The sequence below is a fragment of the Neisseria sp. 23W00296 genome (assembly GCF_044772855.1).
GTDB lineage: Bacteria > Pseudomonadota > Gammaproteobacteria > Burkholderiales > Neisseriaceae > Neisseria.
Genome location: NZ_CP173024.1, coordinates 1,187,431 through 1,214,040, shown reverse-complemented (window position 1 = coordinate 1,214,040; position 26,610 = coordinate 1,187,431). Strand labels below are relative to the sequence as shown.

24 protein-coding genes are annotated in these 26,610 nt (G+C 58.0%); 9 read left to right on the top strand and 15 right to left on the bottom strand.

The annotated features are described in order from the left end of the window. Positions 1–7: 7 nt before the first annotated feature. The 3 genes from rbbA to nadE form a co-directional block, all read right to left on the bottom strand. Positions 8–3,007, bottom strand: a complete 3,000-nt coding sequence (gene rbbA / locus ACG2K1_RS06060; RefSeq protein WP_395428510.1) for a ribosome-associated ATPase/putative transporter RbbA — start codon at positions 3,005–3,007, stop codon at positions 8–10. A 197-nt stretch (positions 3,008–3,204) separates the two neighbouring features. Continuing rightward, positions 3,205–4,554 carry a glutamate--cysteine ligase gene (gene gshA, locus ACG2K1_RS06055; RefSeq protein ID WP_395428509.1) on the bottom strand — a complete coding sequence of 450 codons (1,350 nt, stop codon included), beginning with the start codon at positions 4,552–4,554 and terminating at the stop codon, positions 3,205–3,207. Positions 4,555–4,728: 174 nt separating this feature from the next. Then, on the bottom strand, positions 4,729–5,523 hold the full coding sequence (gene nadE, locus ACG2K1_RS06050) for an NAD(+) synthase (RefSeq protein WP_395428508.1): 795 nt from the start codon (positions 5,521–5,523) through the stop codon (positions 4,729–4,731). Between nadE and ACG2K1_RS06045 the strand changes: the two genes are divergently transcribed. The 4 genes from ACG2K1_RS06045 to ubiE all read left to right on the top strand — a co-directional run bounded on the left by ACG2K1_RS06045 (position 5,522) and on the right by ubiE (position 8,013). Then, positions 5,522–5,695, top strand: coding sequence for a hypothetical protein (locus tag ACG2K1_RS06045; protein ID WP_395428507.1), 174 nt, complete (start codon positions 5,522–5,524; stop codon positions 5,693–5,695). The genes nadE and ACG2K1_RS06045 overlap by 2 nt on opposite strands. A gap of 163 nt (positions 5,696–5,858) precedes the next feature. Continuing rightward, positions 5,859–6,782 (top strand): AEC family transporter, encoded by a 924-nt coding sequence (locus tag ACG2K1_RS06040; protein WP_395428506.1) that lies wholly within the window; start codon positions 5,859–5,861, stop codon positions 6,780–6,782. A gap of 25 nt (positions 6,783–6,807) precedes the next feature. Then, on the top strand, positions 6,808–7,236 hold the full coding sequence (locus ACG2K1_RS06035; protein ID WP_009425027.1) for a gamma-butyrobetaine hydroxylase-like domain-containing protein: 429 nt from the start codon (positions 6,808–6,810) through the stop codon (positions 7,234–7,236). Between the two features lie 39 nt (positions 7,237–7,275). Then, the gene (gene ubiE, locus ACG2K1_RS06030) at positions 7,276–8,013 is read left to right on the top strand and encodes a bifunctional demethylmenaquinone methyltransferase/2-methoxy-6-polyprenyl-1,4-benzoquinol methylase UbiE (RefSeq protein ID WP_009425028.1); all 738 of its coding nucleotides are present in this window, start codon (positions 7,276–7,278) and stop codon (positions 8,011–8,013) included. Positions 8,014–8,142: 129 nt separating this feature from the next. On the opposite strand, the gene ACG2K1_RS06025 is transcribed toward ubiE, so the two are convergent. After that, positions 8,143–8,457: a hypothetical protein gene (locus tag ACG2K1_RS06025; RefSeq protein WP_395428525.1), complete on the bottom strand. Its 315-nt coding sequence runs from the start codon at positions 8,455–8,457 to the stop codon at positions 8,143–8,145. On the opposite strand from ACG2K1_RS06025, the gene glnD reads away from it, so the two are divergent. The 3 genes from glnD to murB all read left to right on the top strand — a co-directional run bounded on the left by glnD (position 8,341) and on the right by murB (position 13,627). Continuing rightward, positions 8,341–10,872 (top strand): [protein-PII] uridylyltransferase, encoded by a 2,532-nt coding sequence (gene glnD, locus ACG2K1_RS06020; protein WP_395428523.1) that lies wholly within the window; start codon positions 8,341–8,343, stop codon positions 10,870–10,872. The genes ACG2K1_RS06025 and glnD overlap by 117 nt on opposite strands. 356 nt (positions 10,873–11,228) lie before the next feature. After that, positions 11,229–12,611 (top strand): MATE family efflux transporter, encoded by a 1,383-nt coding sequence (locus tag ACG2K1_RS06015; protein WP_395428505.1) that lies wholly within the window; start codon positions 11,229–11,231, stop codon positions 12,609–12,611. After that, positions 12,608–13,627, top strand: coding sequence for a UDP-N-acetylmuramate dehydrogenase (gene murB / locus ACG2K1_RS06010; RefSeq protein WP_395428504.1), 1,020 nt, complete (start codon positions 12,608–12,610; stop codon positions 13,625–13,627). The genes ACG2K1_RS06015 and murB overlap by 4 nt, the downstream gene beginning before the upstream one ends. 522 nt (positions 13,628–14,149) lie before the next feature. On the opposite strand, the gene ACG2K1_RS06005 is transcribed toward murB, so the two are convergent. From ACG2K1_RS06005 to ACG2K1_RS05995, 3 genes are all read right to left on the bottom strand, one after another. Further along, positions 14,150–15,532, bottom strand: a complete 1,383-nt coding sequence (locus tag ACG2K1_RS06005) for a TolC family protein (protein ID WP_395428503.1) — start codon at positions 15,530–15,532, stop codon at positions 14,150–14,152. Positions 15,533–15,599: 67 nt separating this feature from the next. After that, positions 15,600–17,537, bottom strand: coding sequence for a MacB family efflux pump subunit (locus tag ACG2K1_RS06000; RefSeq protein WP_395428502.1), 1,938 nt, complete (start codon positions 17,535–17,537; stop codon positions 15,600–15,602). A gap of 73 nt (positions 17,538–17,610) precedes the next feature. Continuing rightward, positions 17,611–18,786, bottom strand: coding sequence for an efflux RND transporter periplasmic adaptor subunit (locus ACG2K1_RS05995; protein WP_395428501.1), 1,176 nt, complete (start codon positions 18,784–18,786; stop codon positions 17,611–17,613). Between the two features lie 297 nt (positions 18,787–19,083). On the opposite strand from ACG2K1_RS05995, the gene ACG2K1_RS05990 reads away from it, so the two are divergent. Continuing rightward, entirely contained in the window at positions 19,084–19,503 is a 420-nt protein-coding gene (locus tag ACG2K1_RS05990) for a type IV pilin protein (protein WP_395428500.1), read from the top strand. Between the two features lie 73 nt (positions 19,504–19,576). Continuing rightward, a complete protein-coding gene (locus ACG2K1_RS05985; protein WP_395428499.1) occupies positions 19,577–20,044 on the top strand; it encodes a type IV pilin protein in 468 nt (155 codons plus the stop codon). 127 nt (positions 20,045–20,171) lie between these two features. On the opposite strand, the gene leuB is transcribed toward ACG2K1_RS05985, so the two are convergent. The 8 genes from leuB to leuC form a co-directional block, all read right to left on the bottom strand. Further along, entirely contained in the window at positions 20,172–21,242 is a 1,071-nt protein-coding gene (leuB, locus tag ACG2K1_RS05980; protein ID WP_395428498.1) for a 3-isopropylmalate dehydrogenase, read from the bottom strand. A 51-nt stretch (positions 21,243–21,293) separates the two neighbouring features. Further along, positions 21,294–21,764, bottom strand: a complete 471-nt coding sequence (locus tag ACG2K1_RS05975; RefSeq protein WP_395428497.1) for a hypothetical protein — start codon at positions 21,762–21,764, stop codon at positions 21,294–21,296. Between the two features lie 71 nt (positions 21,765–21,835). After that, positions 21,836–22,282: a YhcH/YjgK/YiaL family protein gene (locus ACG2K1_RS05970; protein ID WP_009425040.1), complete on the bottom strand. Its 447-nt coding sequence runs from the start codon at positions 22,280–22,282 to the stop codon at positions 21,836–21,838. Positions 22,283–22,538: 256 nt separating this feature from the next. Beyond that, positions 22,539–23,180 carry a 3-isopropylmalate dehydratase small subunit gene (leuD, locus tag ACG2K1_RS05965; RefSeq protein WP_009425042.1) on the bottom strand — a complete coding sequence of 214 codons (642 nt, stop codon included), beginning with the start codon at positions 23,178–23,180 and terminating at the stop codon, positions 22,539–22,541. Between the two features lie 76 nt (positions 23,181–23,256). After that, positions 23,257–23,478 carry a hypothetical protein gene (locus ACG2K1_RS05960; RefSeq protein WP_009425043.1) on the bottom strand — a complete coding sequence of 74 codons (222 nt, stop codon included), beginning with the start codon at positions 23,476–23,478 and terminating at the stop codon, positions 23,257–23,259. A gap of 125 nt (positions 23,479–23,603) precedes the next feature. Further along, positions 23,604–23,966 carry a VOC family protein gene (locus ACG2K1_RS05955; RefSeq protein ID WP_395428496.1) on the bottom strand — a complete coding sequence of 121 codons (363 nt, stop codon included), beginning with the start codon at positions 23,964–23,966 and terminating at the stop codon, positions 23,604–23,606. A 106-nt stretch (positions 23,967–24,072) separates the two neighbouring features. After that, a complete protein-coding gene (locus tag ACG2K1_RS05950) occupies positions 24,073–24,870 on the bottom strand; it encodes a GIY-YIG nuclease family protein (protein ID WP_395428495.1) in 798 nt (265 codons plus the stop codon). A gap of 102 nt (positions 24,871–24,972) precedes the next feature. Beyond that, positions 24,973–26,388, bottom strand: coding sequence for a 3-isopropylmalate dehydratase large subunit (leuC, locus tag ACG2K1_RS05945; RefSeq protein WP_395428494.1), 1,416 nt, complete (start codon positions 26,386–26,388; stop codon positions 24,973–24,975). Between the last annotated feature and the right edge of the window lie 222 nt (positions 26,389–26,610).

The window sequence follows — 26,610 nt, the reverse complement described above, 5'->3', positions numbered from 1 at the left end:
GACAAGGCTATTTTTCCTGTTTTTTCAACAGCAGGCAGGACAGGGCGATGCAGCCTGCGGCGAAGGCGGCGATGGCGGCGTATTGCGGCAGCAGGTCGCGCAGGCCGAGGCCTTTGGCGAAAGTGCCGAGGCTGACGGTGAGATACCACGAGGCGGGAAAGATTTTGCCCATCGCGTAGCCGCCGCCGGAGAGGGTGGACATCGGGTAGAGAAAGCCCGAATAGTTCATGGTGGGAATCATGGCGATGATGGACGTGGCAAACAGCGCCGCCAGCTGCGATTTCACAAAACACGACACCAGCAGCCCCAGCGCGGTGGACGCGGCCACCATCAGCAGCGTGCCCGCCGCCAGCGCGGCAAAGCTGCCTTTGAGCGGCACGCCGAACCACAAGACCATCATCAGGAACGAGGCGGCGAAATTCACCATGCCCACGGCAATATAGGGCAGCTGTTTGCCGATCAGGTATTGCGCCGTCGAGGCGGGCGAGGCGTAGAAATTGGCGATCGAACCGGTTTCGCGCTCGCGCACCACGCCCACCGCCGCCATCATCGCCGGAATCATCATCAGCACCATCATCATCACGCCGGGCGAAACGGCGTTGATGCTGTCGAAATCCTGGTTGTAGAGAAAACGCGGCTCGACGGCGGCGGGGGGATCGAGCGGTACGGGCAGCCCTGTTGCCGCGATGCGGTCTTTGGTGTAGGCCGCCATCAGGCTGCCGATGTAGCCGCGTATATTGGTGGCGTTAAACGGCATCGCGCCGTCGATATAAAAGCCCACTTCGGGCTTTTGCCCCCGTTCCAAATCGCGGCCGAAGCCGCTCGGAATGTCGATCACCAGCACCGCCTTCGAGCTTTGGAGCACGGCATCGATTTGCCCGGCCGACCGTATCGGCGGCTGCTGGATAAAGTAGCGCGAGCCGGCGAAGTATTCGACCAGTTGGCGGCTCTGCACCGACCGGTCTTGGTCGTACACCGCGAATTTGAGGTTCTGCACGTCAAACGACACGCCCCACGATACCGCCGCCATCATAATCAGCGGGCCGAACACGGCGAAAAACAGCCTGATGCGGTCGCGCAGCAGCTCTTTGGCCTCGCGCACGGCAAAGGTGCGCACCATGGAAAACCAGTAGGCGAAGGAGGATGTGTCGAACTGCGGAGCGGGGTTTTCAGACGGCCTTTCGGCTTTGAGGCCGTCTGAAACACCGTACAGGGAATCGGCAGGCGGTTTGCCCCCACCCCAACCCTCCCCCGCGAGCGGGAGAGGGGGCAGATTGGCGGTGTGTTCGACGTTTTCAGACGGCCTTCTGCCTTCTGAAAGGCCGTCTGAAACGCCTGCCGCTTCACTCTCCCGCCCCTGCGCCTGCGCGGGGGAGGGCCGGGGTGGGGGTGGCGTTTCGGCAGAAACGCTTTGCCGCGCGGGTTCGACAGTTTCAGACGGCCTTTCAAGAAGTCCGTCTGAAACCGCCTTCCCGCCGTTTTCCTCCGCTTCCGCATCAATCAGATACCGCACAAACGCCTCTTCCAAATCGGGAGCACGGCGGCGTTGCACCAGCTCCTGCGGCGCGCCGACGGCCAGCACGCGGCCTTTGTGCATAAAGGAAATACGGTCGCAGCGCTCGGCCTCGTTCATAAAGTGGGTGGACACGAAAATGGTGATTTTGTCCTGCCGCGACAGTTTCAGCAGATGCCGCCAGAACATATCGCGGGCGGCGGGATCAACGCCCGATGTCGGCTCGTCGAGAATCAGGATTTCGGGGTGGTGCAGGCAGGCGGCGGCCAGTTGCAGGCGTTGGCGGATGCCCAAGGGCAGCGAGGCGGGCGCGGTGTCGGCCACGTCGGCGAGGTCGAACTGTTCGAGTGCTTCGGCCACCGCCGCCGCGCCCCTGCCGCCCATATCGTAAAGCTCGGCGTGCAGTTGCAGGTTTTGCCGCACGCTCAATTCTTCATACAACGAAAACGCCTGCGACATATAACCGACGCGCATTTTGGTTTCGATGCCGCCAGCGCTGGCCGGCCGCCCCAAAATCTCTGCCGTGCCCTCGGTGGCTTCCAACAGTCCGGTGAGCATTTTCATGGTGGTGGACTTGCCGCAGCCGTTGCTGCCCAAAAAGCCGAAAATCTCGCCCTTTTGGATGGTGAAACTCACATGGTCCACGGCGGTGAAACTGCCGAAACGCTTGGTCAGGCCGTGCGCCTCCATCGCGGGCGGCGCGTCGGGCACGGGCACGAAAGGCGTGAGTTCCAAGCCGCCCGAGCCCTGCTGTTTTTCCGGCGGCAGCATTTTGATATAGGCTTCTTCGAGGTTGTCCGTGCCGTATTCGCGCAGCACCTCGGCGGTGGGCTTGTTTTCCAGCAGCCGCCCCGCATCCATCGCCAAGAGCCGTTCAAACTGCTGCGCCTCTTCGATATAGGCGGTGGCGACAATCACCGTCATGCCCGCGTGTTCCTGCCGCAAGTCGTCCACCAAAGCCCAAAACTGGCGGCGCGAGAGCGGGTCAACGCCTGTGGTCGGCTCGTCGAGAATCAGCAAATCGGGGCTGTGCACCAGTGCGCAGCACAGGCTGGCCTTCTGCTTCATCCCGCCCGAGAGCTTGCCCGCCGCACGGTCCACAAACGGCAGCAGCCCCGTGGCCTCGGTGAGCCGACGGATGCGCTCCTGCCGCTGTTTGGCGTTCAGGCCGAACATCCGCGCATGGAAATCGATGTTTTCGGCCACGGTGAGCGTGGGATAAAGATTGCGCCCCAAACCCTGCGGCATAAAGGCGACGCGGTGCGACATGTGCAGCCGCACGTTTTTGTCGGCCATATCGCCGCCGAGCACTTCCACCCGACCGCCCTGAATCACGCGCACGCCCGCAATCAGCGAAAGCAGCGTCGATTTGCCCACGCCGTCCGGCCCGATCAGGCCGACGGTGGCGCCGCGCGGAATGTCGAGCGACACATCGTCGAGGGCTTGGGTTTTGCCGAAACGGTGGGAGAGACGGGAAATGGAAACGGCGTTCATGGGAAAACTTTACAGGGGATTTTTCGGAAAGGGCGGCGGCCTGTTTGAGGCCGTTTGAAAAAGGCGGCGTGCGCTGCACGGCCTTTATAGCGAAAAAAACGCGCCGAGCCAACCGCCGCGCCGCTGCGGCGGCAAAGGAAAGAGGCCGTCTGAAAACGCGGGAGGGTTTTCAGACGGCCTCTGCCGCTTTTGCGGCATCAGGCGGTTTGTTCGAGTTCCACGGCGGCGGCCAAGAGCGACAGACGCGCCATCACGCCGTAGACATAGAGGCGGTTGCAGCCGCAGTCGGGATCGGCGGCGTTGGTTTGCGGCAAGCCCAATTCCTGCCACTGCTCGAACACGCGCTTGTTCGGTTCGTCGTCCTGCTCCTGCGCGCCGCCGTCTTCGGCAACGGGGATGATGTGGTTGAGCTGGACGAAGGACATACCGGTGGCATTGAGGTTTTCGTCGGTGCCGCGGCCTTCGTGGACGCGGAAAAAGCCGCCGACAACAAAGCGGTCGATCATGTACACCACGGGTTCGGACACCGAGCCGTTAACGGTTTCGTAGGTGTAAATGCCTTCCTGCACAATGACCTCGCTCACTTCCAGACCCTCTTTGACTTTGGCCATTTTGTTGCGGTTTTTGCGGTTGAGGCCGCGCACCTCGTCGGCGGATTTGACGCTCATCACGCCCATGCCGTAAGTGCCCGCGTCGGCTTTGACGATAACAAAAGGTTGGTCGGTGATGCCTTTTTCGTCGTATTTCGCCTGTATTTTCGCCAGCATTCTGTCCACGGCGTCGGCCAGCGCGTCTTCGCCCTCGCGCTCTTGGAAGTTGAGGCCGGAAATCTGCTCGAAGTAGGGATTGATCTGCCATTCGTCGAGCCCGGCCAGTTCGGCAAACTCGGCGGCGATGCGGTTGTAGGCGGCGAAATGCGCGGTTTTGCGCCGTGTCGTCCAACCGCCGTGCAGCGGCGGCAGCACGGTTTGGCTGATGTCTTTGAGGATGTCGGGCACACCGGCAGAGAGATCGTTGTTGAGCAGGATGAGGCAGGGCGAGAAGCCGTCGGCCAGATGGACGCGGCCGCGCGTGCGTTGCAGCGGCTCGAGGGTGATTTTGTCGCCGAGGGCGGTTTCAAATTCGGTCGGAGCGGTGATTTCGGGGTTGAGGCTGCCCAGGCGCACTTCAAAGCCTGCGGTGAGCAGGATGGTGCTGAGGGCGTGGACATTTTGCAGGTAGAAGGTGTTGCGGGTGTGGTTTTCCGGCACGATGAGCACGGATTTGGCCTGCGGGCAGGAGCGCTCGACGGCATCCTGCGCGGCGTGGGCGGCGAGTTGGACGAATTGGGGGTTGAGGTTGTTGAAGCCGCCGGGGAAAAGGTTCATGTCGATGGAGGCCATTTTGTAACCGGCGTTGCGGATGTCGACCGAGCCGTAAAAGGGCGGGGTGTGTTCTTTCCATTTGGCGCGGAACCAAGCTTCGATCTGCGGCTGTTTGGCCAGGATTTTGCGCTCGAAGGCTTGAAGTTCGCTCAGATATGTTTCGGACATCACGGCTAGGGGCATTTCGTTTACCTGTCTGCTGGATTGAAAATCCGCGCATGATAGGGTTTTCAGACGGCCTGTACAAGTAACGCCCGTTTTTATCCTTATTGCCCGAAGTTCTTTGCAGGCCGTCTGAAAAGGCAGGTAGGTTTTCAGACGGCCTGTCGTGTGTTTGGCGGAGAGGCCGTCTGAAACTCAGGCCAGCATTTGCGGCGGGATTTCGCACACGGGTATCGGGCGGATTTTGTGCTGGGCGGCGCGGTTGAGGCGGGTGTAGATGTCGAACACTTCCTGCTCGCGGCCGCTGAAATCGTCGCGCGTTTTGCCCGCTTCGGCGGCGGCCATGGCGCGTTCGAGTTCGGGGTAACTCGCGCCCATCTGCGCTTCGTCGGTGCGCTCGGTGTCCCACAGGCCGTCGGTCGGCACGGCTTGGCGGATGGCGGGCAGGATGTCGAGATAGGCGGCCAGTTCGTACACCTGCGTTTTGGTGAGATCGGCAATCGGGCTGAGGTCGACGCCGCCGTCGCCGTATTTGGTGAAGAAGCCGACGCCGAAATCTTCGATTTTGTTACCCGTACCCGCCACGAGCAGGCCGTTGATTTGCGCGTAGTAATAGAGGGTGAGCATACGCAGGCGGGCGCGGCTGTTGGCAAGGGCGAGCTGCTTAGCGGGGTATTCGGCTTCGTCTACGTTGACGGTATCGGCAAACAGGTTGAAGGTGGGCGTGAGGTCGGCGCGCAGGCTTTTGACGTTGGCAAACGCGCTTTGCAGGCGCGCGATATGCTCCTGCGCGCGGCTGACCTGGTCGGCCTGCTGGCGGATGGGCATTTCCAGCAGCAGAACGTTGAGGCCGCTGCGGGCGGCGAGGGCGGAGACGACGGCGGAATCGACGCCGCCGGAAATGCCGACGGCAAAGCCTTTGGCGCGGGCGGAGGCGGCGTAGTCCTGCAACCAGCGGACAATGTGTCCGGCTACGGCTTGTGTTTGCATGGGAAATCCTTTTTCAGACGGCCTAGGGCGTGTTGACATTCAGCTTGCGAAGCGGTTTTTTGAGGAAAAATTCGCGCCTGCAAGGAAAAAAGCGCAGCAAGATTGGACATCTTGCGAGCATTTTGGCGCGGCAGGCGGGTATTTTTTACCAAAAACACCGCCGCAAGGCTGATTGTCAACAGCCCCAGGGGCAGGGGAGGGCGGGAAAACGGGCGTCACTATAACCCGCGCCTGCGGGCTTTACAATCCGAAAGCAGGGCAGGGCGGTTTCAGACGGCCTGCCGCTTCTGCTAGAATCCGCGCTTTCCGTTTTCACCGCACGAACCGAGACCGCCATGCTGGAAGTTTTCAATATCACCGCGCCGATTTTCCTGATTATCGGCCTGGGCTGGGCAGCGGTGCGCGGCGGCGTGTTCCGTTTCGAGGAGCTGCGTGGCGCGGCGAAATTCGTGATGAAAATCGGCCTGCCCGCGCTGGTGTTTTTCGCCATCGCGGGCAAACCGTTCCGCGAGGTGTTCAATGTGGTGTATCTCTTGGGCTACGGCGGCGCGACGCTGGCGCTGTTTGCCCTCGGCGCGCTTGTGGTGCGCCTGCGCGGCGGTGACGGCACGCTTTCGGCGCTGGGCGGCTTTTCCGTATCGTTTTCCAACACCGGCTTCATCGGCTATCCGCTGCTGGCGATGGTGATCGGCGAGGCGGCGGCGCCGTATTTCGCCATGAACGTGCTGGTGGAAAATATGTTTCTGATTCCGCTGTTTTTCCTGTTGGCCGACTCGGCGGGCGGGCAGGGTGGAGGCCGTCTGAAAACGCTGCTGCCCGTGGCGAAAAACCTGTTGAAAAACCCGATTATCCTCGCCCAGTTTGCCGCGCTGCCCTTCGCCCTGGGCTGGCTGCCGCTGCCTGCGGCGCTGCTGAAAACCTCTTCCGTCCTTGCCGCAGGCGCCGCGCCCGTTGCCCTGTTTGTTATCGGCGGCAGCCTCGTCGGACTGAAACTCGGCGGCAAACTGGCCGACATCCTGATCTTGACCCTGCTGAAACTGGCCGTGTTCCCGCTGCTGACCGTGTTGTTCCTGCTGCTTTTGGGCGCGGGCAGGGACATGCTGTTTGCCGGTGCGTTGCTTTCCTGTGTGCCGATGGCGAGCATGGTAGCCATCGTCCACAGCCAATACGGCCACGAACAGCGCGGCGCCGCCATCATGCTGCTGACCACCGTGCTGTCTTTCGCCAGCATCTCGCTGGTGCTGCTGTTCGGCCGCTAAACCCTAAACACAAAGAACCGACAATATGCAAAACCCCGTTCCCGAAGAAATCCGCCTGCGCCCCGACCGCGCCGTCCTCGCCCTGGTTTACGGCGGCCAAACGCGCGAGCTGCCCGCCGAATACCTGCGCGTCTATTCCCCCAGCGCGCAAGTACGCGGCCACGCCCCCGGCCAGGAAGTTTTGCAGACCGGCAAACTCGGCGTCCTGATTAACGACCTCGAACCCGTCGGCCATTACGCCCTGAAAATCGTCTTTTCAGACGGCCACGACAGCGGCCTCTACGACTGGGACTATCTGTATAAACTGGCACACGGATACGATACAATGTGGCGCGACTACCTCGCCCGCCTTCAAGTCGCCGGCGCCTCGCGCACCCCGTCCGCCGCCGACGCCCCCGCACCGAAAAAGAAAGGCGGACACGGCTGCGGCGGCGGAGGCTGCGGCGGGCATTGAAGGCCGTCTGAAACCCCTGTTACAGAAAGAAAAATACCCATGAGCGAGCAAAAAACCCACTTCGGTTTCTCCACCGTCAACGAAAACGAAAAAGCCGGCAAAGTGGCCGAAGTGTTTCACTCCGTTGCCAAAAACTACGACATCATGAACGACGTGATGTCCGGCGGCCTGCACCGCGTGTGGAAACACTTCACCATCAACACCGCGCGTCTGAAAAAAGGCGACAAAGTGCTCGACATTGCAGGTGGCACGGGCGATTTGTCGCGTGGCTGGGCGAAACGCGTGGGCAAAGAGGGCGAAGTGTGGCTCACCGACATCAACTCCTCCATGCTTACCGTCGGCCGCGACCGCCTGCTCAACGAAGGCGTGATTCTGCCCGTATCGCTGGCCGACGCGGAAAAGCTGCCGTTTCCCGACAATTATTTCAACCTCGTGTCCGTCGCCTTCGGCCTGCGCAACATGACCCACAAAGATGCCGCGCTCAAAGAAATGTACCGCGTGCTCAAACCCGGCGGCACGCTTTTGGTGCTCGAGTTTTCCAAAGTCTATAAGCCGCTGGAAGGCGCGTACGACATTTACTCGTTCAAACTGCTGCCGCTGATGGGCAAACTCATCGCCAAAGATGCCGACAGCTACCAATACCTCGCCGAGTCCATCCGTATGCACCCCGATCAGGAAACGCTCAAACAGATGATGCTCGACGCAGGCTTCGACAGTGTCGATTACCACAACATGAGCGCAGGCATCGTTGCCTTGCACAAAGGCGTGAAATTCTGATTGTGACAAGCTCTGCGGTTGTCAGGCCGTCTGAAAGCACGCTTTAACGAAGTGAAAACGGAAGAATCGGTTAAAACAGGTTTGCATACTGTGAGTTTAATTTCGCATAAATTATATTATGTTAAATTTTTATAGTATATGTAAAATAACCTGAGTAAGGCTGCTTTTTGAATATCCCCTTTCACGATAAATCCGATACAACCCTTCATTGAAGCCTCGCTTGTAAAAGGCCTGCTTCCGCAATTTTGATTTCTGCGGCGGCAGGCCGCTTTGTTTTGCTTCTTTCTCGTGATGAACACCGATTTTGTTTCCGATACGGCTGCCCGGCTGCGGCGGCAGAAACAGCAGGCAGCCGATGCGTATGCGCTGCGGCGGCGCCCCGAAGGATTTTTCAGCCGTTGGGCTTTGGCCGTCGATCAGGCAGTTTGCTGCGCGTGGGCGCATTTTTTTCCCGACGGCGGCAGCTGTCTGCTGGCGGCAGGCGGTTACGGGCGCGGCGAGGTTTATCCGTTTTCGGACACCGATTTGGTGCTGGTTTGCGCCGAGGCGCCGGACGAAGCGCAACAGGAGCGGATAGCCGATCTGGTGCAGGCTTTGTGGGACATCGGTTTGGCGCCCGCCGTGAAATCGGGCACGGCGGCAGAGCTGTGTGCCGCCGCGCGTGACGATCTGACCGCCGACACGGCCTTTCTCGAAGCGCGTTTTCTCTGCGGCGATAAGGCGTTATCTGAAAAATTCATATCCGCTTTGGACGCGCAGCGCAATCCGGCGGCCTTTGTCGAAGGCAAGCTGCTGGAAATGCGTCAGCGCCACGGCAGGCAGCAGGGAGCGGGCGCGCTGCTCGAACCAAATGTGAAAACCTGCCCCGGCGGGCTGCGCGACATCCATACCATGCTGTGGCTGGCCAAAGCGCAGGGGCTGGACGCCGGCATCGCCGCCCTGCTCCGCCGCCGCATCCTCACGCGCGCCGAAGCCGCGCTTCTGGTACGCAGCCACCGCAATCTGGCTGCCATCCGCATCGATCTGCACTTGGCGGCCGGGCGCGAGGAAGACCGGCTGGTTTTCGATCTGCAAAACCGTTTGGCGGACGGTATGCCCGATGCGCCCGGCAGAGGCCGTCTGAAAAAAAACGAGCGGCTGATGAGCGGCTTTTACCGCGCCGCCAAGGCAGTAAAGCAGCTCAACGGCATTATCCTGCCGATGCTGCGCGGCCGCGTGTATTCGCCGCTGCCGCGTATCGTGCGCGACATCGACGCCGACTATTACCAAATCGGCAACCAGCTGGCCGTGCGCGACAAAAACCTGTTCGGCAGGCAGCCCGAACACATTTTCCGCGCCGTGGAGATTTTGCAGACGCGCAGCGATTTGAGCGAATTGGCGCCGAAAACCCTGCGCGCCTGGTGGGCGGCCACGCGCCATATCGATGCCGCGTTTTACGCCGACGAAACCAACCGCCGCCGCTTTATCGGCTTTTTCCGCTACGGCAGCGGCCTCACCCACACCATGCGTTTTCTCAACCTCTACGGCGTGCTCGGCCGCTACCTGCCCGCGTGGGAAAACATCGTCGGCCTGTTGCAGCACGACCTCTTCCACATCTACCCCGTCGACGACCACATCCTCACCGTCCTGCGCAATATGCGGCGGCTGGCGATGGAGCAGCACCTGCACGAGCTGCCTTTCGCCTCTTCCCTGATGCACGCGTTTGCCAAGCCCTACGTTCTCTATCTCGCCGCCCTCTTCCACGACATCGCCAAAGGACGCGGCGGCGACCACTCCCGCGAAGGCGTGGCCGACGCCCGCCGTTTTGCCGCTGACCACTTCATGTCGTCTGAAGATGCCGAACTGCTCTGCTGGCTGGTGGAAAACCATCTTTTAATGTCGCTTACCGCGCAGAAAGAAGACATCCAAGACCCCGAAGTCGTCGCCCGCTTCTGCCGCCGCGTTCAGACGGCCGAACGCCTGTCCGCCCTGTATCTGCTCACCGTTGCCGACATCCGCGGCACCAGCCCCAAACTGTGGAACTCGTGGAAAGCGGGTCTCTTACACACTCTTTTTCAGACGGCCTCCCGCCATCTCTCCGGAAATCCCGATAGCCGCGAAGCCGTTACCGGCCGCCGCCAAAGTGCCGCCGCAGCCGCCCTCGCCCAAGCCGGATACGACGAAAAACAGCGCCGCCGCCTGTGGAAAGCCCTCGGCGAAGCCTATTTCGTGCGCCATCAGGAAAGCGAAATCCTCTGGCACACCGCCGCCGTCGCCGCCGATCCCGAAGCCCCCTTTGCCCGTATCCGCCCCCACCCCGCCGACCCCGGCATGCTGCAAATCGCCGCCTATCTGCCCAACGCACACGGCATTTTCTCGGGTCTGTGCCGCATCCTCGCCCGCCACAATCTCGACATCGCCGCTGCGCGCGCCTTTGTTACCGACCACGATTTTGTCCTCGACACCTTCGCCGTGCGCCCGCCCGAAGGCAGCACAGATGCCGACCGCGGCCGCATCGAAGCCGCGCTGATGCACGATCTCACAGCCTTCCTCCACGGCAGCCCTGCGCCCGCACCCGCTGCCGGGCGCATTCCCAGCCGCCGCGCCCGCCACCTGCCCATCGCCCCGCTGATCGACATCCAGGCGGAAGAAGAACAGCCCGGCTGGTATACCCTCACCCTCACCGCCGTCAACCGCCCCGGCCTGCTCGCCGACACCGCCGACATCTTCAACCGCCACGCCATCAGCCTGCGTTACGCCAAAATCAATACCTCCGACGAGCGCGCCGAAGACAGCTTCCTGCTCTACGCGCCGCAGCTGGCCGACCCGAACCGCCAAGTGGCGCTGAAAAAAGATTTGCGCGGCGTGTTGGCCGTCTGAAAGCCGTTCTGCTCCAAATCTTTTGCAGGCCGTCTGAAAACCACTCCGCCTTTTTGCGTTTGCCATGGCGGCGGACGGAGGCCGTCTGAAAAAAACACCGCAGGCTTTCAGACGGCCTCTGTCTTTTACCTTGCGGCGGCAGCGCCATTGTTTGCTAAAATGCGCGCCCTGCCGGATGCCTCCGGCTTGTGTTTTTTCCGCAACCGTTTTGTTTTTCAGACGGCCTTTAAAATACCTGCAGGTGTTCAACCTTGCTGTGCTTTTTTCCTTGCATTCGGGCATTTTTTACTCAAAAAACCGTCTCGCAAGCCGAATGTCACTACACCCCTGATGCCGTCTGAAACTTTGGAATCTTTATGTTGCTCGATGCAAACCGTTACTCCCCCGCCGTTTTTCTCAAAGAAGCCAAAGCGCTGGCCGTGCTGGCCTGGCCGATGATGCTGGCGCAGATTGCGGCGGTGGGGCTGGGCTTCGTCGATACGGTGATGGCGGGCGGCGCAGGCAAGGAAGACCTGGCGGCGGTGGCGCTGGGCAGCTCGGCCTTTGCCACGGTGTTCATCACCTGGATGGGCGTGATGGCGGCGCTCAATCCGATTGTGTCGCAGCTCAACGGCGCAGGAAAATATGCCGAAGTCGGCGAAACGGGGCGGCAGGGTTTGTGGTTCGGCCTGTTTCTCGGAATGGCGGGCATGGTGCTGCTGCTGGCGGCGGTTCCGCCCTTTTTGGCCTATCTCGACCTGCCGCCGCGGGTGGAGAAAATGCTGGCGCAGTATATGTGGTTCACTGCGCCTGCGATGCCGGCGATGATGCTGCACCGCGCCCTGCACGCCTACACGTCGAGCCTGAATAAAACGCAGGCGCTGATGTGGATCAGTTGGGCGGCTCTGGCGCTGAATGTTCCGCTCAACTATATGTTTGTTTACGGGAAATTCGGCATGCCCGAATTGGGCGGCGCGGGCTGCGGGCTGGCGACGATGCTGGTTTGCTGGTTTCAGGCGGCGGCTTTGTGGCTTTATGTGAAAAAAGCGGATTATTTCCGCCGCTTCGGCATGGCAGGCGGCTTTTCCAAGCCCGATTGGGCGGTGCAGAAACAGTTTTGGCAGCTGGGCTGGCCGTCGGGGCTGTCGTATTTTCTCGAAGCCAGCCTGTTTACCTTCATCATGTTCCTGATTGCCAAATTCGGCGAAGACTATGTGGCCGCGCAGCAGGTCGTGATCAGCCTGACGGGGATTATCTACATGATTCCGCAGGCTTTGGGCGCGGCGGTTACCGTGCGCGTCGGCTTTGCGCTGGGCAGGCGGCAGCGACGGCGGGCGCGTTATATCTCGGGCGTCGGCATCGTGCTCGGACTGTGCTTGGCGCTGTGCACGATGAGCCTGCTGATGCTGCTGCGTGTGCCGCTGGCGTCGATGTACACCGACGATTCCGCCGTGCTGTCGTTGGCCGCTTCCGTGCTGCTGTTTGCCGCGCTGTTCCAGCTTTTTGATTTCACCCAGTGCATTTCTTCCTACGCCCTGCGCGGCTACAAAATCACCAAAGCGCCGATGCTGGTACACGGCATTGCCTTTTGGGGCTTCGGCCTGCTGCCCGGCTGGCTGCTGGCCAATCTCGCCGACATGAAGATTTACGGCTTCTGGACGGCGCTGATTGTGTCGCTGGCCGCCGCCGCCGTGCTGCTTGTGTGGCTCTTGGAAAAACACAGCAAAAACCTGTCGAACGATAAAGGCCTGTTGCCATGAAAATACTCGAAAACGTCGATTTGCGCCCCTTCAACACCTTCGGCCTGAACGCACGGGCGCGTTTTTTTGTCGAGCTGGACGATGCCGCCGCCCTGCCCGACGTGTGCGCCCTGCCCTGCTTTAACCGCGCCAAGGTGCTGTGGCTGGGTGGCGGCAGCAACATCCTGCTGCGCGGCGACTATCCCGGCCTGGTGGTGAAAATGGCGGTAAAAGGCATCCGCGAAACCGCCCGTTCCGACGGCACCGTGCTTGTCGAAGCACAGGCGGGCGAAATCTGGCACGACTTCGTGCGGCACACTGTCGCCCTCGGCCTGAACGGGCTGGAAAACCTCAGCCTGATACCCGGCACGGTCGGTGCCGCGCCCGTGCAGAACATCGGCGCCTACGGCGTCGAAGTGAAAGACCTGATCCGCTCGGTGCGCTGTTTCGATCTCGACACCGGCCGCTTCGTCACGCTGGACAATGCGCAATGCCGCTTCGCCTACCGCGACAGCCTGTTCAAGCAGGAAGGCCGCGGCCGCTACGTCATTACCGCCGTTACCTTCGCCCTGTCCGAGCGCTTCGAGGCGAAAACGGGCTACGGTGATTTGGCCGCCGTGCTGGCGGAAATCTGCGGCGGCCGCAGCCCTTGCGCCGCCGACATTTCACAAGCCGTCTGCCGCATCCGCCGCGCCAAGCTGCCCGACCCGCAGGTGCAGGGCAATGTCGGCAGCTTCTTCAAAAACCCCGTCGTTGCGGCAGAACAAGCCGACCGTCTTGCCGCCGCCTTCCCCGATATGCCGCGCTACCCGCAGGGCGACGGCTCGGTAAAGCTTGCGGCAGGCTGGCTTATCGACCAATGCGGTCTGAAAGGCCGCACCGTCGGCGGCGCGGCGGTGCACGATAAACAGGCGCTGGTTTTGGTGAACACCGGCCGCGCCACCGCAGCCGACGTTGCCGCCCTCGCCGACGAAGTGCGCGGGCAGGTTCGGGCACGTTTCGGCGTCGAACTGGAAGCCGAGCCGGGCTGGGTTTGATATTCAGACGGCCTGAACCCGTTTCACTATATAGTGAGCCAAAATAAAAAATCTACGGCGTTGCTGCGCCTTGCCGTACTACCTGTACTGTCTTCGGCTTGCTGCCTTGTATCTTTTTTATTTTGACTCACTATACAAGCGCCCTGCCCTGCGGCAAAAAGGCCGTCTGAAAACTTTCAGACGGCCTTTTTGCCGCAGGCATATGGCAGGGAACACGTGCGCCGTCTTGGGACGGAACATTTCGTTGAAGCTCCGTTTTCAGACGGCCTCGGATGCGGCGGCCGGGTCGCGCGGCAACACCCGCGGATTCGGGAGCTTGCAGGAATCTGTGTGCGGCAGACAAAAGGCCGTCTGAAAAGTCGGTTGGGGTCGGCAGGCAGCGGGCATAACAGGGCGTGCGTGCGTTGCAGCCAACACACCCAACAGCCCCATACAAGCGCCCTGCCCTGCGGCAAAAGCAGAAAAGGCCGTCTGAAACCTGTTTTCAGACGGCCTTTGGTGTTTTCTCCGTTTTCAGACGGCCTATTTGGGCGTGTAGCGTCCGGCCATGGCTTTATAGACCATGTTTTCGTATTTCAGGGTTTCGTAACGCTGGTTCAGCACGTTTTGCGCTGTGCCGTATTCGCTGTTGAGTGCAGTGAGCCAGTCTTTGAGCTCGTTTTTGCCGTGTTGGTAGCGCACTTGGTAGTAGCGGCTGTTTTTGCGGTCGAGTGTGTAACGCTGCTCTTGGTTGGCAAGCTGGGCTTGGGCGTTTTGGTAGGCCAGATAATTGGTGTTGACTTCGTTGAGCGCGGTGGTGAGGGCTTTCTCAAACGAGAGGCGGGCATTGTCGAAGTTGGCCTGTGCGGTTTTGTCGTTCCATTTCAATGTGTTCCAGTTGAGAAACGGCAGGTTTACCGCCACCGTGCCGCCCAGCATGGGCACGTTGAACGTGCTTTTGGCTTGGTTTGACGATGTGCTCAAAGTCGCGCCCAGTGTGATGCTCGGATACCAGCTTCGTTTTTGCGCGGTGAGCGATTGCAGGGAAGACTGCACTCGGTATTCGGCGGCGCGCAAATCGGGGCGGTTGGCCAATACGGTGATGGGCACGTTCAAATCCACGCCTTTGACGCCCGGCAGGCGGTAGGCGGCGGGATCGGCGGCGATGGTTTCGTTTGGTTTCAAATTCAGCAGGTTGCGCAGGGTTTGGATTTGCGCCTCGCGGCTGTTTTTCAGCGTAATCAGGCTGTTTTGCGCGGAAAGCAGCGATTGGCGCGCCTGCGTCGGCTCGCTGGAATCGGTGCGGCCGAGGCGGAATTTTGCGTCGGCAATGCGGGCGATTTCCTGATATTGCTTGACGGATTTTTCGGCCAGCGTCATGGCTTCGTTGAGGTAGGCGATGTTGAAATAAGCGTCGGCTACATTGTTCACCAGCGTGAGCCGCGTGTTGGCCATATCCTGCTGCGTGGCCTGATATTCCCACACTTGCGCGTCGGCGGTGGCACTGAGTTTGCGCCACAAATCCAGCTCGTAGCTCAAACCGAGCTGGCTGCCGTAGGTGCTGCCGCGATCGCCGGTTTTGAGGTTTTTAGAGGTGGAGGCGTTGAGTGCGCCGCTGAATTTGGGCACTAAGTCCGCGCCGAGAATATTGGCCTGATACAGGGCTTTGTTGACGCTGATGGCGGCCTGTTTCAGGTCGATATTATTGGCCAGAGCCTGCTCGGTCAGCGCGTTAAGCTGCAGGCTTTGGTAGATTTCCCACCAGTTCCCGTTTACGTCGTAACGCTCAGCGGCTTCGGCAGCAGACATCACTTTGCCCGTGGATTCAAGCGTGAGTGCCTGCTCGGTGCTGTGCACGGCGCAGCCGCTCAATACAGCGGCAAGGATGAGGACGGAGGTCGTCTGAAAGAGGGGTTTGGTTTGCATAATGTGATTCCGTTTAAGTTTCAGACGGCCTTTTGATATTCAAACCCAAAAGGCCGTCTGAAAAAGTTTAATCCTGCGCCAGCGCGTCGATCGGGTTGAGTTTGGAGGCGCGGTTGGCGGGCATAAAGCCGAAGGCCACGCCGATGGCGGTGGAGCAGACCACTGCGCCGACGATGGAAAGCGTGGAGAAGGTCATCGGGAAGTCGGTTACAAACTGGTTGAACAACACACCAATAGCCAGCGAAATGCCCACGCCGATGAGGCCGCCGATGAGGCAGATGAGCACGGCTTCAATCAGAAACTGCTGCAAGATGTTGCTGCGCCTTGCGCCGATGGCCATGCGCACGCCGATTTCTTTGGTGCGCTCGGTTACGGACACGAGCATGATGTTCATCACGCCGATACCGCCGACCACCAGCGAAATCACGGCGATGCTGGAAATCAAAAGCTTCATCGTGCCGGTGGTTTTTTCCACCATCTGCTTGATGCTGTCGCTGTTGTTCATGAAGAAGTCTTCCGTGCCGTGCCGCGCTTTCAAAAGCTCGGTCAGGCTTTTTTCGGCCACTTGGCTGCTCACGTCGTCTTTGATTTTCACGGTAATCGAGCTGGCGTAGGTTTCGCCGGTAATCTGGTGCATCACGGTGGTGTAGGGCGACCACACCATCAGCGAGTCGGAGCTGCCGAAGTTGTTTTCTTCTTTTTGCAGCACGCCGATCACAGTGAGCGGGCGTTTTTTGAACAGGATGGTTTTGCCCAGCGGGTCAACGCCGTCGCCGAAGAGTTTGGTTTTAACGTTGTCGTCCACCACAGCCACTTGCGCGTCCTGTTTGATGTCGTCTTCGTCAAACAGCCGACCCGAGGCGAGTTTGAGGCCGCGCACGTCGAAATACTGGTCGCCCACGCCGTAGAGCATGGCGGTGAGGTCGGTGTTGCGGTAGGTGAGTGTGCCGTTGGATGAGGTTTGCGGGGTAACGGAAGCGACGTAGCCTTGTTTGGCGATGGCCTGCGCGTCGGCGATGGTGAGCGTTTTGATGCGGCCGCTGCGCCGGTCGCCGAAGCCGCGCCCGGGGAAAATGCTCACGGTGTTGGTGCCCATCGAGTTGATGTCTTCAAGGATTTTCTGCTGCGAGCCGTTGCCCAAGGCGACAACGGACACCACCGAGGCGATGCCGATGATGATGCCGAGCATGGTGAGCAGTGAGCGCATTTTGTGCGCGGTAATAGCCTGCACCGACATTTTGAAGGCTTCCATAAACTGATCGTAATAAAACGACCACGAGGCGTTTTCTTTCACGCGCTCGACGCTGCTGGGCGGGATGTCGGGGTTTTTCACGGTGTCGGAAATGATTTCGCCGTCACGGATTTCGATCACGCGGTTGGCGTTGGCGGCGATGCCGGGGTCGTGCGTTACCATAATCACGGTATGCCCGTCTTGGTGCAGCTTGTGGATGATTTCCATCACGTTTTTGCCGCTGGCGGTGTCGAGCGCGCCGGTGGGTTCGTCGGCGAAGATGATTTCGCCGCCGTTCATCAGGGCGCGGGCGATGGACACGCGCTGCTGCTGGCCGCCGGAGAGTTCGTTGGGTTTGTTGTTTTCTTTGCTTTGCAAACCCAAATCGTGCAGCAGTTTTTCGGCGCGTTCGGAACGCTCTTTGTGCGCCGCGCCCATATACACGGCGGGCAGGGCGACGTTGTCGCGGGCGGTCAGCGAGCCCAAGAGGTTGTAACGCTGGAAGATAAAGCCGAAGCGTTCGCGCCGCAGCCCCGCCAGTTCGTCGGGATTCATTTTCGAGGTTTCGATGCCGTCGATCTGATACGAACCCGATGTGGCGGTGTCGAGGCAGCCCAAGATGTTCATCAGCGTGGACTTGCCCGAGCCGGACTGGCCGATGATGGCGACGAAATCGCCTTTTTCGATGGAAAGGCTCACGTTTTTCAAAACATGAACGCGGTTTTCGCCGCTGCCGAAGTAGCGGTTGATGTTTTTACATTCGATCAAGCTCATGGTGTTTCCTGATAAAGCATGGTTTGAGAGATTCAAGGCCGTCTGAAAGGCTTTCAGACGGCCTTTTCACGCTTTATCGCGGCGGGCCCATCATGGCGCGTTCGCTGTTTTGCGCCTGCTCGGCCGCGCTGATTTCGGAAAGAATCACCTGTTCGCCCTCGCTCACGCCGCTTTTGATTTCGGTGCGCGTGCCGTCTTTGAGGCCGACGCTCACTTCTTTCTGCACGGCGTTGCCGTCTTTGCCCAACACGCGCACATAAGATTTGCCGCCCTGTTTTTTCACGGCCATCGTCGGCACAGTCAGCACATTTTTCACGCCGCTGATTTCGATGGTGTTTTGTGTGGTCATGCCGATGGAGAGTTTGCCGTCTTCATTGGGCACAAGTGCGCGGGCGTAGTAGTAAATCGCGCTGGAAGTGGTGTCGGTGCTGGTGGTGTAGCTGCCCAGCGACATGGTGGTCAGGCCGGGATCAACGCTTTCGAGCTTGGCTTTAATCGGGTTGTCCGGCTCGGACAAAATGGTAAACGAAATGTCCTGCCCCGCTTTGACTTTGGTGATGTCGCCCTCGGCAATCTGCATTTTGTTGAGCATGGTTTGCAGATTGGCAAGCTGGATGATGGTGGGGGTGGACTGCACCGCGTTCACGGTTTGGCCTTCTTCCACCGGCACGGCGACGACTGTGCCGTCCATCGGCGCGGTAATGCGCGTGTAGCCCAAATCCGATTCGGCGGTGTTGATGGAGATTTTGGTTTGATTAATCGAGGCTTTGAGTTCGGCCACCGTTGCTTTGGCGGCGGCTAAGGTATCTTGCGCGCTTTCGAGGTTTTCTTTGGACGTGGCCTCTTCTTTCCACAGCGCGGCTTCGCGTTTGTATTTTTTCTCGGCGGTGTTCAAGGCAATCTGCGCCGAAACCAGCTTGGCCTGATAGGTTTCCAGCTTGGATTTTTCCGTGTTCAGCGCGTTCACCTGCGTGGTCGAATTGATTTCCGCCACCAAGTCGCCTTTTTTAATCTGCTGCCCCAGCGTTACGTACAGCTTTTTAATCTGCCCCGAAGCCTGCGCGCCCACAGACACCAGATTCGACGGAGAAATCTCGCCCGTGGCCGACACGGTTTGGCTGATGTCGCCGCGCGTTACCGGCTCGGTGAGGTAGTTCACTTCGTTTTTGGGTTGGAAATACGACCAGACCGCAAAGGCAGCGGCTGCGGCGGCAATCAGGGCGGCGCCCCACTTCAAGGCTTTTTTCATCGGCTGATTCTCTTTCGGAAATCGGGGAACAATGCGTCTTCAACGCACAAACGGCGGCGAGTTTACTGTAAAGCCCCATGGGCGCCAAGCGGGGGTAGACGGCAGAACGGAATTCAGATATTTGATTGGAAAACGGTTTTTTGCTTTGCCGTTTACATGAAAAAGAACGATTTTACACAAGCCTGCGGCAAATCAGCCGTGACAACCGCATAAGGCGGAAAAATCCGCTATAATCCGACCGTCTTTCCACAATAATCCGCCGCCCGTCAGGCGGCACACATTACAGAACGGAATACCATGAAACATCACAACCAACGCGGCTTTACCCTGATCGAGCTGATGATTGCCATTGCCATCGTCGCCATTCTTGCCGCCATCGCCTATCCGTCCTACGACAACTTTATCCGCAAAACCCGTTTGGAAAACGCGCGCGGCGATCTGCTCAACAATGCCCAGCGCTTGGAGCGTTTCTACGCGCGCAACCGCACGTTCAACAAATTCAATGATTTGAAAAACGACAACAAATATTTCGAGATCACCTACGTCTACAATGACGACAATCAAAACATGACCGATCCCGATGTCGGCCATTACCTGCTTACCGCCACGCCCAAAGCCAACAATACCAACGAAAAGCGCTATATGCAGCTTAACGACGACGGCATTGTCACCGTCTGCACCGGGGCGGGTGCCGACAAAGACTGCGAAATGTACTGATTCCTATCTTTACAAAATCCCCAGTTTGCCGAATACTGCCGCTTCATCTGCATTCCCAACCAGGAGTCCGACCATGAAGCGGCATTTTTCCTTTTCCGGCTTTACCCTTATAGAAGTCATGGTTGCTGCAGCCATATTGGCCGTATTGGCTGCCATCGCCTACCCTTCCTACCAACGCCACGTCAAAAACGCCCGCATGAAACAGGCTTCCGCCGTTTTATTCGACAACGCCCGCGCGCTCGAACAGTTTTATGCGCGCAACCGCTCGTTTAAAGCCGATTCCACCACCTGGGCAGACATCCCCTTCACCCGCAACGGACATTTCTGCTTCAAAATGCAGGGCGACGCCCGCGGTGCGCTGACCGACAGCTTCACCGTCAAAGCCGTGGCCTTGGACAAAGACAACGAGCCGCGTGTCCTGCGTATCAACCAAGACCATATCCTCACCATCTGCGAGAGCAGCAATTCGTCCTGTTCCGATACTTCGCCCTATTTCTCCAATGCCAACGGCACGGATAAGGATTGCACGGTTTACGAATAGGCCGTCTGAACCCGAAAAACAGCGGCCGGACAAAGAATGTCCGGCCGCTGTTTTATTCCGGCTGCAAGGGATAAGCAAGAGGCCGTCTGAAAAGCGTTCAGACGGCCTCCCGGCTTTTCAGACGGCTTTATAACGCCGCCAATACCGCGTCACCCATTTGCGAGCAGGAAACCAGTTTGCAGCCTTCTTCAAAAATATCGGCGGTACGGATGCCCTGCTGCAAAACTTTTTGCACGGCGTTTTCCACTTGGCGGGCGCGCTTTTCGTCGTTCAGGCTGTAGCGCAGCAGCATCGCCAGCGACAGGATGGTGGCCAGCGGGTTGGCTTTGTTTTGACCGGCGATATCGGGCGCGGAGCCGTGCGAGGGCTCGTACAGACCTTTGCCGCTTTCGTTGAGCGAAGCCGAGGGCAGCATGCCGATGGAGCCGGTAAGCATCGAGGCTTGGTCGCTCAAAATGTCGCCGAAAATATTGCCGGTGGCGATCACGTCAAACTGCTTGGGCGCGCGCACCAGCTGCATGGCGGCGTTGTCCACGTACATGTGGGTGAGCGTTACGTCGGGATAGTCTTTGGCGACGTCGTTGAAAATTTCTTTCCACAGCTCGGTGGTTTCCAGCACATTGGCTTTATCGACCGAGCAGAGTTTCTTGCCGCGTTTTTGCGCCGCTTCAAAGGCGATTTTGGCGATGCGGCGGATTTCGCTTTCGCTGTAGCGCATGGTGTTGTAGCCTTCGCGCTCGCCGTTTTCCAGCGCGCGGATGCCGCGCGGTTCGCCGAAATAAATGTCGCCGGTAAGCTCGCGCACAATCAGGATGTCCAAACCGGCCACCACTTCGGGCTTGAGCGTGGACGCGTTGGCCAGCTCTTGATACAGCACGGCCGGACGCAGGTTGGCAAACAGGTTCAAATCTTTGCGGATTGCTAAAAGGCCGCGCTCGGGGCGCAGCGGACGGTCAAGATTGTCGTACTGCGGCCCGCCGACGGCACCGAGCAGCATGGCATCGGCGGCGCGGCACAGCTTTTGGGTGAACTCGGGATAGGGACTGCCGTATTCGTCGTAGGCCGCGCCGCCGAGCGGGGCGTAGGAATAGGCGGCATTGAGGCTGTCTGAAATCAGTTTGTCGAGTACGCGCACGGCTTGGGCGGTGATTTCGGGGCCGATGCCGTCGCCGGGCAGAATGGCGATTTGGTAAGTCATAAGGGGTTTCCTAGGTGGGTAAATATTGATGCAGATTGGCTTTGAAGCATTTCAAGCAATAAATAATTTGTCTTTATCGGTAGGGCGGCAAGGGGGTAACTCATCAATCCTGCCATACGCTACTCTGCAGATATGTGCATATTTGGAAGACTCACTGATGGTGTTTGATAGGTTTTCTTTCATATCGTCAACCAGATGCCATTCTATAACGCAACTGGCATTTTCAGCATAGAGTACGGCTTTGTGAAAAGGTAAAAGATTCATTAAATCTTCTAATGCTTCAATGATATTGGTGTTAATCCATGGATAGTAGCTGTGTTTGTAATCCAAAGTGAAGCTTACTTTCGTGCCTCCGTAAAAATTAGCCATCGAAGGCGGGACAACATGTAAGACATCAGGCTGGAGGCAGTCATTTTGAAAAGCATCCACAATCTGACAAACTTGTTTGTATTGGTCAATATCAGGTTGGGGATTTCTATATGTGGCTTCCGTAGACAGGCAATCAATCACGCCGATAATCATAAGTTTCTCATTTTAAATTAAATGTTTATATATTTAGTGTGAGTCGGGCATGTTTGTCGGGACATTTAAACTTACAGTCGGATTTTGAACACGGCTTTGCGGATGGCGGCTTCGCTGCCGACCAGCGGCGCATGGCCGTCGGCGGGGAAAAACAGGGCGAACTCGCCGACACGGATGTCGAGCCAGGTTTCGCAGGGGCAGTCGAAAAATTCGATGTCGCGCGCTTCGTCGTAGCCTGTGCCGTTTTTCAGACGGCCTCTGTCCGCCCAGCCGTAGGTTTCCGTGCCGCTGAGCGGCACTTGGATGTCAATGTGGCGCAGGTGCGCTTCGGGTTGGGCCGCTTCGCGCGTGCGCATGGGTTCGCTGCCGATAAACAGGCGGATGTTGGGATTGCCGGTGTCGTGTTGCCCGTCGGGCAGCGCGGCGAAATCCGTGTTTTGCAGCAGGCGGACGGCGTCGGGAAAATCGGGATGCAGCGCGGCGTAACGGGCGGCGTTGGCGATGGTGTCGGTAATCATGTGTTGTGCCGGTGGGTTTCAGACGGCCTGTTTGGTTACGGTTTCGGTTTTTTTTCGCCCAAAACAAATCGCCGTGGCGGTTTTGGCGGATGGCGGCGATGGCAAACAGCAGCCGCTCTTAGCGGTGGCGGGATTGTCTGACGAGGGTTTCGTGGTGTTGGCACATGGTGGGGGCGGGAAGGTCGGGATGGTTTTTCAGACGGCCTCAGGCAGGCAAAGGCCGTCTGAGGCGGGTTTCAGACGGCCTTTTGCGTGTTCAGCCGTTAAACAGCCAGGGCTGGCTTTGGCGGCGCTTCGCTTCAAAATGTTTGATTTCGTCGGCGTGTTGCAGCGTGAGGCCGATTTCGTCGAGGCCGTTGAGCAGGCAGTGTTTGCGGTGTTCGGTGATGTCGAAAGGGAAAGATTCGCCCGACGGGGTGGTAACAGTTTGTTTTTCCAAGTCGATGTCGAGGCGGTAGCCTTCGTTGGCTTCGGTTTCGCGAAATAATTGTTCGACGCTTTCTTCACTCAACACGATGGGCAGCAGGCCGTTTTTGTAGCAGTTGTTGAAGAAAATGTCGGCAAAGCTGGGAGCGATAACGGCGCGGAAACCGTAGTCGTCTAGCGCCCAAGGGGCGTGTTCGCGCGAAGAGCCGCAGCCGAAGTTTTTGCGCGTGAGCAAAACCTGCGCGCCTTGGTAGCGTGGTTGGTTGAGCGAAAAATCGGGGTTGAGCGGGCGTTTGCTGTTGTCCATGCCCGGCTCGCCGTGATCGAGATAACGCCATTCGTCAAAGGCATTGGGGCCGAAGCCGCTGCGTTTGATGGATTTGAGGAATTGTTTGGGGATGATGGCGTCGGTGTCGACGTTGGCGCGGTCGAGCGGGGCGACGAGTGCGGTGAGGGTGGTAAACGATTTCATGGTGTTCCTGCGGTCTGTTCGGTTTTTTTGGTTTTCAGGCAGCCTGAAAGCGTTTCAGGCTGCCCGGGTACGCCGTTTATTCGGTGGCGTTTTCGATTTTCTCGCCGACGTGGCTCATGCCGCGGCCGACGGCGTTGCCGCCTTTGCGGACGGCTTCTTTGGTTTTGTCCCAGCCTCTTTCCAGGCCGTTTTCGGTTTTTTCAACGTTGTTGCTGGTGTCTTTCTTCATGCCGTGCCAGGTGCTGGAGCAGGCGGCCAAGCCGAAGGATACGAGTGCCAGTGCGAATACTTTTTTCATATTGCTTTCCTTATATGGGGTTGGTCAAACAGACACACGGCCGAAACCATGTGCCGCCGATTATATCGGCAAACGCGGCCGGCGCAAACCGCGGGGCGGGACGGCGGGCGGCGTTTACACGGCGCTTATTTCTGCGAATGCAGGCCGATGCGGTTGCCTTCGCTGTCTGCCACAAAGGCGGCGAAACCGTTGGCGATGGGGAATTTTTCCTGCGGCAGTTTGCCGCCGTGCGCGAGGGCGGTTTGCGCCGCCGCTTCGCAGTCTTCGCAGCTGAAAAACAGCGTGCAGCCGCCGTATGCGGCGGGATTGGCGCCTGCATCCTGCCAGATCATGCCGCTGACGCCGTAACGCTGCCAGTCTGCGCCAAAGAGGTAGAAACGGCCTCCGGCGATTTCCTGCAAAGGCAGGCCGAACACGCCTTCGTAAAACGCTTTCGCCCGCGCCATATCCTGCGCATGAATGCCGAACCAACCAACGGGATTGTGCATAGCATTTTTTCCTTTTTTAAACGGGATTAACGGTTTTTTAACCGGAGTTTTACATTTTCAGGCAGCCTTTCTAACCCTAAAAGCTACCTATTTAAAACAGCAATATTTATTGTTTGGGCATTTTTTGAAGCCAAATTTCTGTAGGAGATAAAATAGATACCAACATTGTTTCCCCTTGTACAAAGTTTTCTTGAATCCACTTCCTTAGTGGTACATATCCAAAAATACGAGGAGTATAGTTCGTGTTACATCTTCTATTTATTTGACCAATAATTGGCTCATCTTTATCTCCTAGAAAAATTTTAATACTTTCTCCATCCTTGCCAAAAAAGTTCTCATAAGCCCTTACAACATTAAAAAAACCTTCGTTATAATATTTATTTTCAAGAGTTCTTTCATAATTTACAACTGACTTACGTTCCTTGATTAAATTATATTCGTTGATATTTGACAATTCTTCATCAGACTTAGAGTCAAGATTGTATTTTGGTGTTTCAGTAGACTGAGAAGATTTTCTTTGTCCATTCCATTCGGGTTGAATTTTTCCAATTAAATCGTCTTCAAGTCCCGCAGCTAAATTAATATGGAATTGTCCATAATGAAACAATCCGTTATCAGGTAAGGCAAAAATCTCTATTTCCTTATTTTTCAGTAATAACTGTTTAATTAATTCATGATTACGTTCATTTGTCGTTTGAGTACTTTTAGGACTTTTATAACCATACATGCGCACATCTAAAGTCCGCACTGTTTTTCCTATATATTTTATATCCCTACCGCAAATAAATGCATAAAGTATATTTTTATATTTAGAAAATTTTGTTAATTCATAAGAAAGCTCATTGGCTTCATTCAAAACCCAGTATCCCGCTTTTTCAAAGCCTATCTCCAGCAGCCTGTTCATTGTATTTCCTTACATAAATTTTGATTTAATGGTGTGTTGAGCGGCCTGAAAACAGAAGATTTCTCCAAAACGCCTTTCAGGCTGCCTTGATCGGATTCGGCATCACACCATCGTGCGCACGTCGGTGAAATGGCCGGTAACCGCCGCCGCTGCCGCCATCGCCGGGCTGACCAGATGCGTGCGCCCGCCGTTGCCTTGGCGGCCTTCAAAGTTGCGGTTGGAAGTGGACGCGCAGCGCTGGCCGGGGGTGAGGCGGTCGGCGTTCATCGCCAAACACATCGAGCAGCCGGGTTCGCGCCATTCAAATCCTGCGTCGGTAAAGATTTTGTCCAAGCCTTCCGCTTCGGCCTGGCGTTTCACCAAGCCCGAGCCGGGCACGATCAGCACACGCGAGACGTTGTCGGCTTTTTTGCGGCCTTTGGCGACGGCGGCAGCTTCGCGCAAATCTTCGATGCGGCTGTTGGTGCACGAGCCGATGAACACGATGTCCACCGGAATGTCCGCCAGCGGCGTGCCCGCTTCCAAGCCCATGTATTCGAGGGCGCGCTCCATGCCGCTGCGTTTGACGGGGTCGGCTTCGTCGGCGGGGTTGGGCACTTTGCCGCTGATGTCGAGCACCATTTCGGGCGAGGTACCCCAAGTTACCTGCGGCTCGATGTCTTCGGCGCGGAAGGTGTAGGTTTGGTCGAACTTGGCGCCTTCGTCGGATACCAGCGTGCGCCAGTATTCGACGGCTTTGTCCCACGCTTCGCCTTTGGGCGCGAAGGGTTTGCCGTGCACATAGTCGATGGTGGTTTGGTCCACCGCCACCATGCCCGAGCGCGCGCCCGCTTCGATGGCCATATTGCACAGGGTCATGCGGCCTTCCATGCTCAGGCTGCGGATGGCTTCGCCGCCGAACTCAATCGCATAGCCCGTTCCGCCCGCCGTGCCGATTTGGCCGATGATGTAGAGCGCCACGTCTTTGGCGGTTACGTTGGGTTTCAGATTGCCTTGCACTTCAATCAGCATGGATTTGGACTTCTTGGCGGTGATGCACTGGGTGGCCATGGTGTGTTCCACTTCGCTGGTGCCGATGCCGTGCGCCAGCGCGCCGAACGCGCCGTGAGTGCTGGTGTGCGAGTCGCCGCAGACGACGGTCATGCCGGGCAGCGTCGCGCCCTGTTCGGGGCCCATCACGTGCACGATGCCTTGGCCTTTGTCTTTAAACGGGAAATACGCCAGCGCACCGAATTCTTTGATGTTTTTGTCCAAAGTGTCCACTTGCAGCTTGGAAATCGGGTCTTGGATGCCTTTGTCCCAATCGCCGGTGGGGGTGTTGTGGTCGGCGGTGGAAACCACGCTGTCGATGCGCCACAGCTTGCGGCCGGCCATTTTCAAGCCTTCAAAGGCTTGCGGGCTGGTAACTTCGTGCACCAGATGGCGGTCGATGTAGAGCAGCACGGTGCCGTCTTCTTCTTCGCGTACGACGTGGCTGTTCCAGAGTTTGTCGTAAAGGGTTTGTGCTTGGGTGTTCATGGTTTTTTTCTTGTGTTCATAGGGAAAAACGGCGGCTATGGTAGCGGCGAACAGAGCATGGCGCAAGCAAAATGTCTAAAAATTTTCAAAATGGAGAGCCTGATTCGGATTTTTATTTTATTTTTAGACAAATTGTCTTATCAAGCCGTCTGAAACAGGCTTTCAGACGGCCTGCCGCCGCCGCAAAAAACATGCCGTCTGAAAAACAGAACGGCATGTTCG